The sequence below is a fragment of the Pseudooceanicola antarcticus genome (assembly GCF_900215355.1).
Classification (GTDB): domain Bacteria; phylum Pseudomonadota; class Alphaproteobacteria; order Rhodobacterales; family Rhodobacteraceae; genus Pseudooceanicola; species Pseudooceanicola antarcticus.
In genome coordinates this window covers 251,827-267,855 of the sequence record NZ_OBEA01000001.1, presented here as the reverse complement: position 1 = coordinate 267,855, position 16,029 = coordinate 251,827, and the positions used below count along the sequence as shown (strand labels likewise).

General features: G+C 68.2%; 17 protein-coding genes. 10 read left to right on the top strand and 7 right to left on the bottom strand.

From position 1 onward, the window contains the following. Positions 1-113: 113 nt before the first annotated feature. The gene (locus CRO50_RS01340) at positions 114-1,559 is read right to left on the bottom strand and encodes an RsmB/NOP family class I SAM-dependent RNA methyltransferase (protein WP_232617780.1); all 1,446 of its coding nucleotides are present in this window, start codon (positions 1,557-1,559) and stop codon (positions 114-116) included. Positions 1,560-1,676: 117 nt separating this feature from the next. On the opposite strand from CRO50_RS01340, the gene CRO50_RS01335 reads away from it, so the two are divergent. Next, a complete protein-coding gene (locus CRO50_RS01335) occupies positions 1,677-1,907 on the top strand; it encodes a DUF1674 domain-containing protein (RefSeq protein WP_416061094.1) in 231 nt (76 codons plus the stop codon). A 62-nt stretch (positions 1,908-1,969) separates the two neighbouring features. Here CRO50_RS01335 and CRO50_RS01330 read toward each other — a convergent pair whose 3' ends face one another. Beyond that, on the bottom strand, positions 1,970-2,308 hold the full coding sequence (locus tag CRO50_RS01330; RefSeq protein WP_143516832.1) for a dihydrodipicolinate reductase: 339 nt from the start codon (positions 2,306-2,308) through the stop codon (positions 1,970-1,972). Between the two features lie 202 nt (positions 2,309-2,510). Further along, a complete protein-coding gene (dapB, locus tag CRO50_RS01325) occupies positions 2,511-3,332 on the bottom strand; it encodes a 4-hydroxy-tetrahydrodipicolinate reductase (RefSeq protein WP_097144069.1) in 822 nt (273 codons plus the stop codon). Positions 3,333-3,581: 249 nt separating this feature from the next. Between dapB and rbfA the strand changes: the two genes are divergently transcribed. The 8 genes from rbfA (at position 3,582) to CRO50_RS01285 (ending at position 12,428) form a co-directional block, all read left to right on the top strand. Further along, a complete protein-coding gene (gene rbfA, locus CRO50_RS01320; RefSeq protein ID WP_097144068.1) occupies positions 3,582-3,989 on the top strand; it encodes a 30S ribosome-binding factor RbfA in 408 nt (135 codons plus the stop codon). A 39-nt stretch (positions 3,990-4,028) separates the two neighbouring features. Continuing rightward, entirely contained in the window at positions 4,029-4,775 is a 747-nt protein-coding gene (locus tag CRO50_RS01315; protein ID WP_232617781.1) for a phosphodiester glycosidase family protein, read from the top strand. Positions 4,776-5,077: 302 nt separating this feature from the next. Continuing rightward, positions 5,078-6,829 (top strand): heparinase II/III family protein, encoded by a 1,752-nt coding sequence (locus CRO50_RS01310; RefSeq protein WP_097144066.1) that lies wholly within the window; start codon positions 5,078-5,080, stop codon positions 6,827-6,829. 21 nt (positions 6,830-6,850) lie between these two features. Then, entirely contained in the window at positions 6,851-8,449 is a 1,599-nt protein-coding gene (gene purH / locus CRO50_RS01305; protein WP_097144065.1) for a bifunctional phosphoribosylaminoimidazolecarboxamide formyltransferase/IMP cyclohydrolase, read from the top strand. Positions 8,450-8,471: 22 nt separating this feature from the next. Then, complete coding sequence (lspA, locus tag CRO50_RS01300; RefSeq protein ID WP_097144064.1) at positions 8,472-8,939, top strand: signal peptidase II; 468 nt, start codon at positions 8,472-8,474, stop codon at positions 8,937-8,939. A 50-nt stretch (positions 8,940-8,989) separates the two neighbouring features. Continuing rightward, positions 8,990-9,505: a DUF3035 domain-containing protein gene (locus CRO50_RS01295; protein ID WP_097144063.1), complete on the top strand. Its 516-nt coding sequence runs from the start codon at positions 8,990-8,992 to the stop codon at positions 9,503-9,505. Positions 9,506-9,708: 203 nt separating this feature from the next. After that, positions 9,709-11,100 (top strand): M16 family metallopeptidase, encoded by a 1,392-nt coding sequence (locus CRO50_RS01290; protein WP_097144062.1) that lies wholly within the window; start codon positions 9,709-9,711, stop codon positions 11,098-11,100. Further along, positions 11,097-12,428 (top strand): M16 family metallopeptidase, encoded by a 1,332-nt coding sequence (locus CRO50_RS01285; protein ID WP_097144061.1) that lies wholly within the window; start codon positions 11,097-11,099, stop codon positions 12,426-12,428. Before CRO50_RS01290 ends, CRO50_RS01285 begins: the two co-directional genes overlap by 4 nt. Positions 12,429-12,711: 283 nt before the next feature. Here CRO50_RS01285 and CRO50_RS01280 read toward each other — a convergent pair whose 3' ends face one another. Next, entirely contained in the window at positions 12,712-13,122 is a 411-nt protein-coding gene (locus tag CRO50_RS01280; protein ID WP_097144060.1) for a MerR family transcriptional regulator, read from the bottom strand. A gap of 77 nt (positions 13,123-13,199) precedes the next feature. On the opposite strand from CRO50_RS01280, the gene CRO50_RS01275 reads away from it, so the two are divergent. Then, complete coding sequence (locus tag CRO50_RS01275; protein WP_097144059.1) at positions 13,200-14,117, top strand: cation diffusion facilitator family transporter; 918 nt, start codon at positions 13,200-13,202, stop codon at positions 14,115-14,117. On the opposite strand, the gene CRO50_RS01270 is transcribed toward CRO50_RS01275, so the two are convergent. From CRO50_RS01270 to CRO50_RS01260, 3 genes are all read right to left on the bottom strand, one after another. Continuing rightward, positions 14,111-14,812: a helix-turn-helix transcriptional regulator gene (locus tag CRO50_RS01270; RefSeq protein WP_097144058.1), complete on the bottom strand. Its 702-nt coding sequence runs from the start codon at positions 14,810-14,812 to the stop codon at positions 14,111-14,113. The two genes, CRO50_RS01275 and CRO50_RS01270, sit on opposite strands and share 7 nt — an antisense overlap. 2 nt (positions 14,813-14,814) lie before the next feature. Continuing rightward, positions 14,815-15,183 carry a VOC family protein gene (locus tag CRO50_RS01265; RefSeq protein WP_097144057.1) on the bottom strand — a complete coding sequence of 123 codons (369 nt, stop codon included), beginning with the start codon at positions 15,181-15,183 and terminating at the stop codon, positions 14,815-14,817. Between the two features lie 231 nt (positions 15,184-15,414). Next, the gene (locus CRO50_RS01260; protein ID WP_097144056.1) at positions 15,415-16,026 is read right to left on the bottom strand and encodes a DUF1285 domain-containing protein; all 612 of its coding nucleotides are present in this window, start codon (positions 16,024-16,026) and stop codon (positions 15,415-15,417) included. Between the last annotated feature and the right edge of the window lie 3 nt (positions 16,027-16,029).

Below are 16,029 nucleotides of genomic sequence, written 5' to 3'. Positions count from 1 at the left end.
CAGCCTCCGTCTCCGCCGGGGGCGTGCCACGCTCCAGCTGGAAAGTAGGGTGCCTTTCCGGGCATTGTCCCGCCTCATCACAAGGCTGGAAATACTCCCGCCGGAGGCGTCCGTCAGTGCGGCTTGCGCAGCGCTGCCATGTAGAAGCCGTCCATGCCGCCTTCGTCGGGCCAGAGATCGGGGGTGGTGCGGATGCCGCCCTCTTCGGTGATCCAATCGGGCTGGACGCCTTCGAGGGTCGGGCGGACCACCTGCAGCTCGGGGTGGCGATCCAGGGCCTCGTCGATGTGGCATTCGCCCTCGTCGGGGATCAGCGAGCAGGTGCAGAAGATTAGCGTGCCGCCGGGTTTCAGCAGGGTGAGGGCATGCTCCAGCATGGCCTCCTGCAGGGCGATCAGCTCTCCGATCTCGGCGCCGTCGCGGGCCTGGGGCAGGTCGGGGTGGCGGCGGATGGTGCCGGTGGCCGAGCAGGGCGCGTCGAGCAGGATGGCGTCGTAGCTGCCCTCGTGGCTCAGTGCATCGGCGGCGACCAGCCGGGCCTTGAGGCCGGTGCGGGCGAGGTTTTCCTTCAGCCGTACGAGGCGCGTCTCGGAGATGTCCAGCGCGGTGACCTTCGCCCCGGCGGCGGCCAGCTGCAGCGTCTTGCCGCCCGGCGCGGCGCAGAGGTCGAGCACCGACTTGCCGGTCACGTCGCCCAGCAGTTTCGCGGGCAGGGCCGCGGCGGCATCCTGCACCCACCAGGCGCCGTCGTCGTAGCCCGGCAGGGTCGAGACCTGGCCGGGCGAGCCGAGGCGGATCGAGCCCGTGGGCAGCAGCGTGCCGCCCAGCTTCTCGGCCCAGTCGGCGGCCTGGGAGGCATTGCGCGGCGTCAGGTCCAGCGGCGCGCCGGCGGCATGGGCGGTCTCGAAGGCCAGGATGCGTGGGGCGCCATAGGCTTCGACCAGCGGTTCGCGCAGCCAGTCCGGCAGGCGCGGCGCGCGCAGCTTGGGCCATTCGGAGGGCGCCTCGGCGGCGATCTTGCGCAGCACCGCGTTGACCAGGCCCTTGAGATGGCCATGGGCCTGCATCCGCGAGGTCTCGGTCACCCAGTCATGCACCACCCCATGGGCCGCGCCGCCCTCGGCGAGCTCCCATGTGGCCAGGCGCAGGACGTTCTGCACCGGCAGGGGCGGGGTCTTCTTCACGTGTTTGGCCAGCAGGCGGTCGCAGCGTTCGATCTGGCGCAGGCAATCGGTGGCCAGACGCTGGGCGCGGGCGCGCTCGGGCGCGGGCATGGCCAGCAGCCAGGTGGAATCGCGCAATTCCGACAGCAGCCTCGGGGTCTCTCCCAGCACCGCGTTGAGCAGCCGCAGGGCCGCCGCGCGGGCCGAGATCGCCCGGCGCGGGGTCGGGCCGCCCTCGCCGCGTGCGCCGCCGCCAAAGGTCTTGCCCCCGAAGGTCTTGCTGCCATGGCCCTTGCCCGCCTGTCCCGGTCGTCCCTTGCCGCCCCCGCCTGCGGGGCCGGAGGGACGTTTGCCTGCGGGGCGCGGGCCGGAGGGACGGGACGGAGCTTTGGACATGATGAGATCTCGGGTGACGGGCCGGAAGGGGATAATCGGTAAAGCAATCGGGGGTCCGCTTCTTGCAGCGGGATGGGGGCGGCGTATATCATGAAGCGCACCGAAAGGAAGCGTTGCATGAGTGACTCGCCCGAAGCCCACCCCGAAGACATGCCGCAAGTCGACGAGGCCAGCCGCCGCGCTGCCCTGCCGGCCGCGGCGCAACGCGCCCTGGCCGAGGCCGAGGAACGGCGCCGCCAGGCTGCGGCCGAAGCCGCCGCGAGGCCGCGTGAATACGGTGGCCGCGAGGGTCCCGACCCGTCCCGCTACGGCGATTGGGAGAAGAAGGGCATCGCCATCGACTTCTGAGCCTGCCCCTTCCGGGGCGGCCCGCACGGACCCTGTGCGGCCGGACTCTGTCAAGCTGGTGCTCAGTTCTGCAGGAAGAAGTCTACGAAGGTGCCCTGGCCTTCCTGCTCTGTCATGCGCAGCGTGCGCGACAGCAGGGTGACGCTATGGCAATTCAGCGGCAGATTCTGCCCGCCCCAGCTGAGGGTGCGGCAGAAATAGGCGTCTGACCATTCCCATTCACCACGCAGCCGGGCGCCATAGGCGGTGCCGGTGATCCGCCCGTCGGAACGGATATAGAGCGTCATGCCGAGGGTGGTCAGCTTGGCTCCATCCACGAGGTCGAGGAAATCCGCACGGGTCTCGATCGGCAGGAAATCCTCGGCGCCGGCAGGAGCAGGAATGGTTGAAAGAAGCGACATGGCGAGGGCCACGGTCGCGATCGGGGTCGGAAGCGCACTGGACGTCGTCTGACACATGGCCACCTTTTGCCATTCCCGGCGCCGAACCGCAATGACATGACGTCAAGTTGAACGGAGTTGGGGGGCGTCACCGAGGCAATGCCCCGAAACAATTCCCCGAGGCCCGGTCCTTCAGCCTGTTCCTTCAACCCGGTCCTTAGGCTCAGTCCTTCAGGCCCAGCACATCCAGCATGTCGTATTCGCCCGGTCCCTTGCCCTGCCCCCAGAGCGCCGCCTTCAGCGCGCCGCGGGCAAAGACCGAGCGGTCCTCGGCCACGTGGCGCAGCACGATGCGCTCTGCCTCCGAGGCGAAGAGCACGTCATGTTCGCCAACGATGCCGCCGCCGCGAATGGCGGCAAAGCCGATGTCGCCGCGCTTGCGGGCGCCGGTGATGCCGTCGCGGCCACGGTCGGCCACGTCATCGAGCGCCACGCCCCGGCCCTCGGCGGCGGCTTCGCCCAGCATCAGGGCGGTGCCCGAGGGGGCGTCGACCTTGCGGTTGTGGTGGTACTCGATGACCTCGATGTCGAAATCCTCGTCCAGCGCGGCGGCCACCCGTTTTGTCAGCTGAACCAGCAGGTTGACGCCGAGGGACATATTGCCGGCGCGCACCACGGTGGCGTGGCGGGCGGCGGCGGCGATCTTTTCCAGGTCCTCGGGGGCGAGGCCGGTGGTGCCGATGACATGGGTGGCGCGGGCCTGGGCCGCGAGGGCGGCGAATTCCACCGTGGCGGCGGGGGCGGTGAAGTCGATCACCGCCTGGGCCTTGGCGAAGGCCTCGAGCGGGTCATCGGTGACGGTGACGCCCAGGGGCGCGCCGCCCAGGCAGGTGCCGATGTCGCGCCCGACCCAGTCGTGGCCCTGGCGTTCGACCACCCCGGCCAGCCGGGCGGCGTCGCTGTCGAGCACGGTGCGGATCAGCATCTGGCCCATGCGGCCGGAGCCTCCGGTGATCACGATACCGGGAAGGGATTGGTCGGTCATGGGCGTTTGTCCTTGCTGGCGGGCTTGATGGGCGCTTTGGCGCCTTCTAGCGCGGGGCGCGCGGCTTGGCAAAGCTCCGGTGCCGTGGCAGGCTTGGGCAAGGCGCCGAATGCTGTCCGAAGGGGGTTTCCGGGCAGCTCTGGCTTTCAACCCATGGCTTGTGCCGAGGTCGCGCATCCCCTAGATGCCGCTCGATACGTAGCGATGAGAGCAGCCGGAAGCGATCCGGCGCCGGAAAGGCGGCACGAGATGAGCAAGAACAAGTTTCACGACGGACCCGGACCCTCGCAGCGGCAGTTGCGCGTGGGCGAGACGATCCGGCGCGGCCTCTCGGAAGTCCTGCAGCGCGGAGACGTGCATGATCCCGAGCTGAACCGCTTCTCGATCACGGTGGGCGAGGTGCGCTGCTCTCCGGACCTGAAGATCGCCACGGCCTACGTGATGCCGCTCGGCGGCGGTGATGCCGATGAGGCGATCGCCGCGCTGGCCCGCAACCGTGGCGAGCTGCGCCGCCAGATCGGCCGCAAGCTGAACCTGAAGTTCACCCCGGATCTGCGCTTCCGCCCCGATGACACCTTCGACCGGCTCGACGAGACCCGGCGGCTGTTCTCGGACGAGGTGGTGCAGCGTGATGTGACCGGGGGGGATGACGTCTAGCGCATGTGGCGGGCCGGGCTTCTCCTGCTGGGACTGACGATGCTCTGGTTGCCGCGGGCGGCCGGGGCGGTGGAGTGCCGGAACCAGGAATGGCAGGGCAACCGCTATTCGGTCTGCGCCGTCGCGCCCGCGCAAGAGGATCTGCGGCTCTTTCTCTATGATCCGGGCGGCTCGCCCTACGGGGATTTCTCGGCGCTCGAGGCGCGGTTGGCCGCGCGCGGCCAGCGCCTGGCCTTCGCGATGAACGCCGGCATGTACCATGACAGCCGCGCGCCCGTCGGCCATTACGTCGAAGATGGCCAGGAGATCATGCGGGTGATCCCCAATGCCGGGCCGGGCAACTTCGGCCTGCTGCCCAACGGGGTCTTCTGCATCTCGCCGCGCCGCGCGCGGGTGATCGAGACCCTGGATTACCAGGCGCGCCGTGACAGCCTGAATTGCCGCCATGCCAGCCAGTCGGGCCCCATGCTGGTGATCGACGGCAAGCTGCACCCGCGCTTCCTGCCGGAAAGCACGTCGCGCTACATCCGCAACGGCGTCGGCACGACCCGCGACGGGGACCGCGCGGTCTTCGTCATCTCGCGCAACGCGGTGACCCTGCACGAATTTGCCAGTTTCTTCCGCGACGTGCTGGACCTGCCCCAGGCGCTTTACTTCGACGGCAATGTCTCGCGTCTCTATGCGCCGCAGCTGTCGCGGGATGACTGGGGCCGCCCCATGGGGCCCATCGTCGGCGTCGTCGAGGATGGCGCCGCGGAGCAATCGGCCGCGCTCGGCAAACGCTGAGGACGGGGGACCGAGGAGGGGGCTCTGCCCCCATCTCCTTGCGGAGATTCCCCCGCAGTATTTTTGGCCGTCGGATAGATACAAGAGGCCCTTTGCCCATCCTGAGGCTGAAAATACTGCCGCCGGAGGCGGTCTGGCATCTGCCGTGCAAGGGCCGTCTGATCTGTTGCGCGGCACCCGCGCCGCACTCCGTGCTTCGGACATGCTTTCCCCATGACAGGGGGGACCGCAGCCGCTAGAGTTCGGTCAAACGCCGATGAGAGCGTTTGATGGAACAGCTTACGAGCGACAGAGGCAGGTAGATGTCCCGATCCGAGGCCCAGGCCAATGGCGGCGCACGGTTTCTGAACCGTCTGCACGCATGGGCAGCGTCCCGGACCCGGCCTGCCACAGCCTTCACCAGCCAGCCCGAGCCGCGCACCGTGGGCTCCTTCGCCCGTGGGCGGCAGCTGATGGCGGGCAACTTTCTCTTTGCCGGGCAGCTCGTCGAGGCGCCGAAGGTGGCGATCTGGGACGTGCAGATGCCCGACGCCCATTTCAGCGACGAGATCCAGGGGTTCGCCTGGCTCGATGACCTGGCCGCCGTTGGCGATCAGCCGACGCGGCTGCGCGCCCAGGAATGGACCTGGGACTGGATCCGGCGCTACGGCCGTGGCCGTGGTCCCGGCTGGCAGCCGGACCTGGCCGGGCGGCGGCTGATCCGCTGGATCAACCATGCGCTCTTCCTGCTGCGCGCCCAGGAGGCCGAGGCCTCGGAGGCCTATTTCCTCTCGCTGGCGCGCCAGACCATCTACCTGTCGCGGCGCTGGAAGGCCGCGCGGCCCGGCCTGCCGCGATTCGAGGCGCTCTGCGGGCTGATCTACGCCGGCCTTGCCCTGCGCGGCATGGAAAGCCACGTGGAGCCCGCCCGCAAGGCGCTGGAACGGGAAGTGCTGGCGCAGATCGACGCCCAGGGCGGCCTGCCGACCCGCAACCCCGAAGAGCTGCTCGAGGTCTTCACCCTGCTCACCTGGGCTGCCCAGGCCCTGGACGAAAGCGACAAGCGCGTCGGCAAGGAGCACCGCGCCGCCATCGAACGTATCGCCCCCACCCTCAGGACCCTGCGCCATGCGGATGGCTCGCTGGCGCGTTTCCATGGCGGCGGGCGCGGCATGGAGGGGCGGCTGGATCATGCGCTGGCGGCCTCGGGCATCACGCGGGCGCAGCCCGACGGGCTGGCCATGGGCTATGCGCGGCTGTCCTCGGGGCGCTCCTCGGTGATCGTCGACGCCAGCCCGCCGCCGGCGGGCCGGGCCAGCCTGTCCGCCCATGCCTCGACCCTGGCCTTCGAGCTCACCTCGGGGCGCCGTCCCCTGGTGGTCAACTGCGGCTCGGGGCGCAGCTTCGGGCCCGAGTGGCGGCGGGCGGGGCGGGCGACGCCCAGCCATTCGACGCTCTGCCTCGACGGCATGTCCTCGGGGCGGCTGTCGCGGCGCCGGGGGCGGGGCGAAGAGCTGGAGGATGCGCCGCGCAACGTGCCGATCCGCATGACCCATGCCCCCGACGGCATCCGTTTCCAGGGTGGCCATGACGGCTGGCTGAAGACCCACGGGCTGACCCATGCCCGCACGCTGGAGCTGACCTTCGACGGGCGCGCCGTGGCGGGCGAGGACATGCTGCTGTGCCTCGAGGACCGCGACAAGCGCCGCTTCGACAAGGTCATGGACGGCAAGAAGCTGGAGGGCGTGCCCTTCCAGATCCGATTCCACCTGCACCCCGAGATCGAGGCGCAGCTGGACATGGGCGGCAGTGCCGTCAGCCTGGCGCTGAAAAGCGGCGAGGTCTGGGTGTTCCGCCACGACGGCAAGCAGCAGATGGCGCTGGAGCCTTCGGTTTTCCTGGAACGCAACCGGCTGAAGCCGCGTTCGACCCTGCAAATCGTGCTTTCGGGCCTTGCAACAAGCCATGCGACGCGCATGCGCTGGTCTTTTGCCAAGGCACAGGATACTCCCGTCTCAATCCGGGACCTGAACCGCGAAGAGCAGGACCCGGCCTTGCTGAGTGACCTGACCTGAGAAACCCGGACCCAAGCCATCATGACCGACACCCAAGCCCTACACCCCGTCCGCCGCGCGCTGATTTCCGTATCCGACAAGACCGGGCTGGTCGATCTGGCCCGCGCCCTCGCCGAGCGCGGGGTCGAGCTTCTCTCGACCGGCGGCAGCGCCGGGATGCTGCGTGAAGCGGGTCTCGAGGTCCGTGACGTGGCCGATGTGACCGGCTTCCCCGAGATGATGGACGGCCGCGTCAAGACGCTGCATCCCAAGGTCCACGGCGGTCTGCTGGCGCTGCGCGACGACGAGGGCCACGTGGCGGCGATGAACGAGCATGGCATCGGCCCGATCGACCTGCTGATCGTCAACCTCTACCCCTTCGAGGAAACCGTCGCCAAGGGCGCCGACTACGACACCTGCATCGAGAACATCGACATCGGTGGCCCGGCGATGATCCGCGCCGCCGCGAAGAACCACAAGTTCGTCAATGTCGTCGTCGACGTGGATGACTACCAGCCGCTGCTGGAAGAGCTCACGGCTAACGACGGCTCTACCTCCTATGCCTTCCGCCAGAAGCTGGCGCTGACCGCCTATGCCCGCACCGGCGCCTATGACGCCGCCGTCTCGGCCTGGATGACCGGCGCGCTGGAAGAGGCGGCGCCGCGGCGCCGCGCCTTCGCCGGCACCCTGGCCCAGACCCTGCGCTATGGTGAGAACCCGCACCAGTCCGCCGCCTTCTACACCGATGGCTCGGACCGTCCCGGCGTTGCCAATGCCGTGCAGCTGCAGGGCAAGGAGCTGTCCTACAACAACATCAACGACACCGATGCGGCCTTCGAGCTGGTTTCGGAGTTCCTGCCCCAGAACGGTCCGGCCTGCGCGATCATCAAGCATGCCAACCCCTGTGGCGTGGCGCGCGGCCAGACCCTGCGCGAAGCCTACATGAGCGCCTTCGACTGCGACCGCACCTCTGCCTTCGGCGGCATCATCGCCCTGAACCAGAAGCTGGACGCCGAGACCGCCACCGAGATCAGCCAGATCTTCACCGAGGTCATCATCGCCCCCGGCGCCGATGACGCGGCGAAGGAGATCCTGGCGAAGAAGAAGAACCTGCGCCTGCTGCTGACCAACGGCCTGGCCAACCCGGTTGCCGCGGGCCTGGCGGTCAAGCAGGTCTCGGGTGGTTACCTGGTGCAGGACAAGGACAACGGTCACATCGACCTCGACGACCTGAAGGTGGTGACCAAGCGCCAGCCCTCCGAGAAGGAGATGGCCGACATGCTGTTTGCCTGGAAGGTCGCCAAGCACGTGAAGTCCAACGCCATCGTCTACGTCAAGGACGGCGCCACCGTCGGTGTCGGCGCGGGCCAGATGTCCCGCGTGGACAGCTGCCGCATCGCCGCCCGCAAGAGCGTCGACATGGCCGAGGCCATGGGCCTGTCCGAGCCGCTGACCAAGGGTTCGGTCGTCGCCTCCGACGCCTTCTTCCCCTTCGCCGACGGTCTGCTGACCGCCGCCGAGGCGGGCGCTACCGCTGTCATCCAGCCCGGTGGCTCGATGCGCGATGACGAGGTGATCGCGGCGGCGGACGAGGCGGGTCTGGCCATGGTCATGACCGGCATGCGTCACTTCCGTCACTGAACCGGGCAAGGGAACGCGCAGGATGAAGACCGTTTTCTGGGCCGGCTTCTGGGTCTTTCTGGCCGATCAGCTGACCAAGTTCCTGGTGGTCCATGTCATGGACCTGGGTCACCGGATGGAAATCGTGGTGATCGACGGTTTCCTGCGCTTCCGCATGGCCTGGAACGAGGGCATCAACTTCGGCCTCTTCGCGGGGGCCGGAGGCTGGACCCGCTGGATACTCATCGCCCTGGCGCTGCTGATCTGCGCCGGTGTGCTCTGGTGGGTGCGCCGCGAGGTGCCCCGCCGCGCCGGGCTGATCGCCGCGGGCCTGGTGGTGGGCGGAGCGCTTGGCAACGTGGTCGACCGGGTGCTTTACGGGGCGGTGGCGGATTTCGCCAATGTCACCTGCTGCGGCATCGACAACCCCTATGCGTTCAACATCGCCGATGTGGCCATCTTCCTCGGTGCCGCGGCACTGGTCTTCCTTCCGGCAGAGAAAGACACGTGACCTTGGGCGGCCAATCGGCTAAGCCTCGGACAATGCCAAGGAGTACCGCGATGAATCTGGCTCGGGGAGCGATCGTTCTTTCCATCTGTGCGCTGGCCGCTTGCAGCCAGGGCGACGGCAAGCTGCGTTACTTCGCCTCCAGTGGCGGCGGACCCGAGGAATTCGACGTGGTCCCCACCAAGGAGCTGCAGACCCCTGCCAGCTACGCCGAGCTTCCGGCGCCGACGCCGGGTGGCAGCAATCTTGCCGATCCGCGGCCGCTTGGCGATGCCGTGGCCGCGCTCGGAGGCCGTGCCTCCGCGCTCGAGGATCAGGGCGTGGCCTCTGCCGATGGGGCGCTGGTCACCTATGCGGCCCGCGCCGGTGTCGATCCCGCCATCCGCGCCACCCTTGCCGCCGAGGACGAGGACTTCCGACGTCGTCGTGCCCGGTTCGGCAACCTGCGTCCGTTCAAGCTGGACCAGTACTATCGCGCCTACGAGGACCAGGCCATCGACCCGCGTCTCGTCGCCCGCTACTGGACCGGCCGCGGCTATACCGTGCCCAGCTACCCGCCGGCCGACTGACGCCCGCGCGGCCTGAAGCGCCCGCTAGCTGATCTGCCCCGCGCGGTGCCATTAACCGATATTTAGCCAGGATCGGCGCAGCCTTGCGCAGCAGGGCGGTGCGCCGCTCGCAATGCGTCACTTGTGGGTGAAACGCGGTGCTCTCCCTTGCTGTCTGCCTGATGCGGGGTATCTTCCCGGCATTGGAACTGAGAGGAGGGCGCATGCTGAGAAGCTTCGCCGCCGGGGCGCTGACCCTGGCCCTGACCCTATCTTGTCTCGCCACCCGGACCGCAGCGCAGGGCGCCACGGACCAGGTCACGGATTTCACCCTGGATAACGGCATGCAGGTGGTGGTGGTGGAAGACCACCGCGCCCCGGTCGTCGTCCACATGGTCTGGTATCGCGCCGGGGCCGCGGATGAAGAACCCGGCGTTTCGGGGATCGCGCATTTCCTCGAACACCTGATGTTCAAGGCCACCGACAACATGGCCTCGGGCGAGCTTTCCGCGACCGTGGCGGCCAATGGCGGCACCGACAATGCCTTCACCAGCCAGGACCAGACGGCCTACCACCAGCGCGTCGCCGCCGACCGGCTCGAGCTGATGATGCGGATGGAAGCCGACCGCATGCAGAACCTCGCGCTGACCGAGGATGACATCGCCACCGAGCGTGACGTGATCCTGGAAGAGCGCTCTCAGCGCACCGACAGCCAGCCGGGCGCGCTGTTCAACGAACAGATGCGTGCCACCCAGTACCTCAACCATCCCTATGGCATCCCGGTGATCGGCTGGCGCCACGAGATGGAACAGCTGGGCCTTGCCGAGGCGAACGCCTGGTATGACCGCTATTATGCCCCGAACAACGCCATCCTGATCGTCGCCGGCGATGTCGAGCCCGAGCAGGTGAAGATCCTCGCCGAGACCTACTACGGCGTCATTCCCCCCAACCTCGACCTGCCTGACGAGCGGATCCGCCCCGCCGAGCCACCGCAGATCGCCGAGCGCCGCGTGGTCTTCCGCGATGCCCGTGTGGCCCAGCCCTATGTCAACCGAACCTACCTGGCGCCCGAGCGCGACGCCGGTGCGCAGCGCGAGGCCGCGGCGCTGGTGATGCTGGCGCAGCTTCTGGGCGGCGGCACGACCTCCTACCTCTACGAGCACCTGGTGCTCGAGCAGGAGGCGGCGGTCTATGCCGCGGCCTATTATTCGCCCACCTCGCTCGATGATTCGACCTTCGGGGTCTACATCGTGCCGAAACCCGGCACCGATCTCGAGCAGGCCGAGGCCGACCTGGATGCCGCCATCGCGGGCTTCCTGGAAGAGGGCATCGACGAAGAGGCGCTCGAGCGTATCCGCATGCAGATCCGCGCCCAGGACATCTACGAACGCGATGACGTGGCCTCGATGGGCCGTATGTACGGCCGGGCGCTGACCTCGGGCCTGACGATCCAGGACGTGCAGGACTGGCCGCAGATCCTGCAGGAGGTGACACCGGAAGAGATCATGCAGGCGGCCCGCGAGGTGCTGGACCGCAGCCAGGCGGTGACCGGCTGGCTGATGCCCGACCCCGCACCCGCAGCCGCAGACGAGACCGCAGGGGAGGTAAGCCAATGAGCCTGATGCAGAAGTTCCTCGCCCCCGCTTTCGTGCTGCTCTCCGCGCTGCCGCTGCGCGCCGAGATCGCCATCCAGGAGGTCACCAGCCCCGGCGGCCTGACCGCCTGGCTGGTGGAAGAGCATTCGATCCCCTTCGCCGCGCTGGAACTGCGCTTCGAGGGGGGCTCGGCTCTGGATGCCCCCGGCAAGCGCGGCGCGACCAACCTGATGACCGGCCTCCTGGAAGAGGGCTCCGGCAGCGGGGACACGGCGCTCGACAGCCAGGCCTTCGCCCGCGCGGTCGAGGGGCTGGCGGCCTCCTTCGAGTATGACAGCTACTCGGATTCGTTGTCGATCTCGGCCCGCTTCCTTTCCGAGAACCGCGACGAGGCGCTGGCCCTGCTGCGCCAGTCCATCGCCCAGCCCACCTTCCCCGAAGATGCGGTGGAACGGGTGAAGGGGCAGGTGCTGTCGATCATCCGCTCCGACGCCAAGGATCCGCAGGACATCGCCTCGCTGGGCTTTGCCGGGCTGGCCTATGGCGACCACCCCTATGCCACCGCGCTGGAAGGCACCGAGGAAAGCGTCTCTGCGCTGACCCGCGATGACATGATCGAGGCCTGGCGCAACGTGCTGGTGAAGGACCGCCTGTCGATCGCGGTGGTCGGGGACATCACCCCGGAAGAGCTCGGCCCGATGCTGGACCGTCTCCTGGGTGACCTGCCCGAGGGCGGCGCGCCGCTGCCGGGACCCGTGGACCTGGAGCTGACCGGCGGGGTCACCATCCTGCCCTTCGACACCCCCCAGGCCCAGGTGATCTGGGGCCAGGAGGGTCTGGGCATGGAGGATCCCGATTTCTTCGCCGCCTATATCCTCAACACGATCATCGGTGGTTCGGGCTTTGAAAGCCGCCTGATGCAGGAGGTGCGCGAGAAGCGCGGCCTGACCTATGGCGTCTACTCCTGGCTGGCGGATCGTGACTTCGCCGATGTCTGGATGGGCGCCGTGGCCTCGGACAACCGTCGCGTGGCCGAGACCATCCAGGTGGTCCGCGAGGAATGGACGAGGGTCGCCGAAGAGGGCGTGACGGCAGAAGAGCTGGAACAGGCGAAGAAGTACCTGACCGGCGCCTATCCGCTGCGCTTCGACGGCAATGGTCCCATCGCCGGAATCCTGGTGGGCATGCAGCACGACGACTTCCCCATCGACTACCCCGCCACCCGCAACGACAAGGTCAACGCGGTGACGCTGGACGAGATCAACCGGGTGGCGCGTGAACGCCTGCACCCCGAGGATCTGCGCTTCGTGGTGGTCGGTCAGCCCGAGGGGCTGGAAGAGGTGAACTGAGGCGCCACGCCCTCATCCCAGGCGGTTGCGCCTGGGGTGGGGGCGGAAGCCTCCGGCGGCAGTATTTGTGGCCGTCGGATATATGGAATTGGTAGGCGCCAGGGCGTCTCTTGTCGCGCGTGAGACATCCGGCAAACCGCCTGCCGCGATAGTATTTCAGCCTCGGAATGAGCCAGGCGCCTCCTGCATCCATCCGACGGCCAAAAATACTGCGGGGGAGTCGGCGCAGCCGACGGGGGCAGAGCCCCCGACCCCCCCCACGTGTCGCCTGCGGGCGACGGTCCTAGTGGTCCCCCAGGCATTGTCCGTGGTCGCCAAGCGCCTCGATCAGCCCGCAGGGCGCGCCCGGCGCGTGGTCGCAGCTGTGCGACAGGCGCTCCAGTTCCGCTTCCAGCTTCTGCAGCCGGGCGATGCGGGCGCGGATGTCCGACAGGTGGCGGGCGGCGATCTGATGCGCATCGGCGCAGTCGCGGCCCTTGTCGGAAAGCTCCAGCAGGTGGCGGATCGCCTCGAGCGACAGCCCCAGGCCCCGCGCATGCGAGATGAAATGCAGCCGGTCCAGCCCGCGCCCGTCGTAGCGCCGCTGGTTGCCCGAGGAACGTCCGGCGGCGGGCATCAGCCCGATCTCTTCATAGTAGCGGATGGTGGGCACCTTGACCCCGGTGCGGGCTGAGATCGTGCCGATGGAATACATGGAGATTACCTCTTGAACCTCTAGTCACTAGAGGTTCTATCTTGGCCAGCGTCAAGGAAGACCCGAGGAAGCACTCCATGCCGCACGATCATCACCACCACCATCATCACCATGCCGCCGACCTGGCCGGGGACCGCCGGGTCGCCTGGGCCGTGGCGGTGAATATCGCGCTCACCCTGGTGCAGATCGCGGCGGGGATCGTCTCGGGCTCGCTGGCGCTCATTGCCGATGCGATCCACAACCTCTCGGATGCGCTGAGCCTGGTCATCGCCTTCGCAGCCCGCCGCATCGCCCGACGTCCCGCCGATGCGGCGATGACCTTCGGCTATGGTCGGGCCGAGGTCGTGGCAGCCCTGGTCAACTACACCACGCTGATCGTCATCGCCCTGATGCTGGCCGCCGAGGGGGTCCAGAGGCTGTTTGATCCGCAGCAGGTCGAGGGCTGGACCGTGGTTGTCGTGGCGGGGGTGGCGCTGGTGATCGACTCCGTGACCGCGCTGCTGATGCTGCGGTTGCAGAAGGACAGCGTGAACATGCGCGCGGCCTTCCTGCACAACATCGCCGATGCCCTGGGCTCGGTCGCGGTGATCCTCGGCGGGACACTGATCCTGCTCTACGACTGGCGGCTGGTCGATCCCATCGTCACGCTGGGGATCTCGGGCTACATCCTCTGGCATGCCGGGTCCGAGATCGGGCCGGTGATCCGCCTGCTGATGCTGGGCAGTCCCGAAAGCCCCGACGTCGGCGACGTGGCCGCCCGTATCCGTGCCGTGCCGGGCGTCGCCGGGGTGCACCATCTGCACCTCTGGCGCATGCAGGAGAACGAGGCGGCGCTGGAGGCCCACGTCGTGCTCTCGGGGGGACCCGAGGAGGCCGGGCCGGTGCGCGCGGCGATCAAGCAGACCCTAGAGAGCGCCTTTCAGCTGACCCATGTGACGCTGGAGCTCGAGACCCGCGACGAGGCCTGCGCGGATGCTCCGCTGATCGGTCACTGATCCGCGGCGGGGGCACGGCGGCGGCGGTCCTGGGCGTAGAAGGCGGGCAGGGACTTGTCGCGTTCGGGCGGGAAACGCTCTGCGATCTCCAGCTCGGCGATACGGTCCAGCCGGAAGGTGCGGAAGTCGTCGCGCAGCTCGCACCAGGCCACGAGGGTCCAGACCTTGCCCCAGAAGAACAACCCGAGCGGGCGGAGCAGCCGGTCGGTCTGGTCGCCGCTTTCCGACAGGTAGCGGATCTTCAGCCGGTGGCGGGAATGGACGGCGGTTTCCACCAGGTCCAGCCTTTCGCGCAGGGCCTCGGGCATGGATTGCATCGAGATCGCGTGGATCTGCACCGCCTCAAGCCGCTCGCGGGCCTTGGCGGGCAGCACCTCGTCGATCTTCACCAGGGCTTCCTCGGCGGCGCGGGCCATGGTCAGGCCGCCCCAGGCCTTGACCAGCCGGGCGCCGGCGACCAGCGCCACGATCTCTTCCTCGGTGAACATCAGCGGCGGCAGGTCATGGCCGGCGCGCATCACGTAGCCCAGACCTGCCTCGCCCTCGATCGGCACGCCCGAGCCCTGCAGGTCGGCCACGTCGCGGTAAAGGGTGCGGAGCGACACTTCCAGCCGCTCCGCCAGTTCGCGCCCGGTCACCAGCCGTCCGCCGCGCAGGTGCTGCACGATCTGGAACAGGCGATCGGCGCGACGCATGCTCAGGCCGCCTCGAAGAGGCCGATGCGGTTGCCATCGGGGTCACGGATCAGGGCATAGCGGCCGGGCGGGATGGTGATCACGTCGGTCTCGGCCCGTGCGCCCGCCTTCTGCGCCCGCGACAGCGCCGCCTCTACGGTATCGGGCACGGCGAGATGGACGACGTTGCCCGCCCCCATCCCCGAGGGCCCTTCGACGAGGTTGCCGCCCACGCCACCGGAGCCGAAGGCCGCCACCTTGTCGGGGCCCATCTGCATCTGGGTCAGGGTCCAGCCGAAGACCTCTTCGTAGAAGGCGGTGCCGCGGGCCAGGTCGGTGACCGGGATCTCGGTCCAGATGACGGTGGATTTGGTCTGGGTCTCGATGCTCATGACATGTCTCCTTGTCGAGCGTTGCGATACCCGTACCTCGCACAGCCCTGCTGACAGCATTCCGTCAGCAGCTGTCAGGGGCAAGGCAGAAACAGCCGCCGCTGCGCAGGCCGGTGCGGATTGCACCGTCGAGCGGGCGGACGATGGCGGCAAATCCGGGCATCCGCGCGTGCGATGGAGGTGGTCCATGCGCCGCCCCCGACACCGGATGCGCCGCGACCCAGGATGGAATCAGGCGCCCTCTTCGGTCAGCTGATCCGCGGGAATGACCGGGAAGAACTGCCCCGAGGAGCGGATGCCGAACCAATCCTGCCCCTCGTGCGGGGCGGTTTCGCCAAGATCGACAAGGCGATAGAAGCTCTTGCGGTCGATCAGCGCTTCCAGCCGGTCACGGATCAGGATGTAGGGAGAGGGCTCTCCGGTCTCGGGATCCCGGGTGACGCGGATCGGGTGGTCGGGGCCGGCGACGGCACGGTCGGCGACATTGGTGAGGAAGGTCAGCACCTGCTCACCGCTCTCTTCCGAAACCTCGAAATCCACCGCGAGGAAAGGCGCGTCATCGACGGTGATACCGACCTTTTCCACAGGCGTGACAAGGAAATAGCTGTCGCCATCCTTGCGCAGGATGGTCGAGAAAAGGCGCACCAGCTCGGGCCGCCCGATGGGGGTGCCAAGGTAGAACCAGGTCCCGTCACGGGCAATCCGCATGTCCAGGTCACCGCAGAAGGGCGGGTTCCACTTGTGGACAGGCGGAAGTCCGCGCCCCTTGGCGGCGCGTGCAGAGGCAAGAATGCTCTCTGCAGTGACATTCACACTCTTTTGTGACGACGGTGAATTTATCATTAA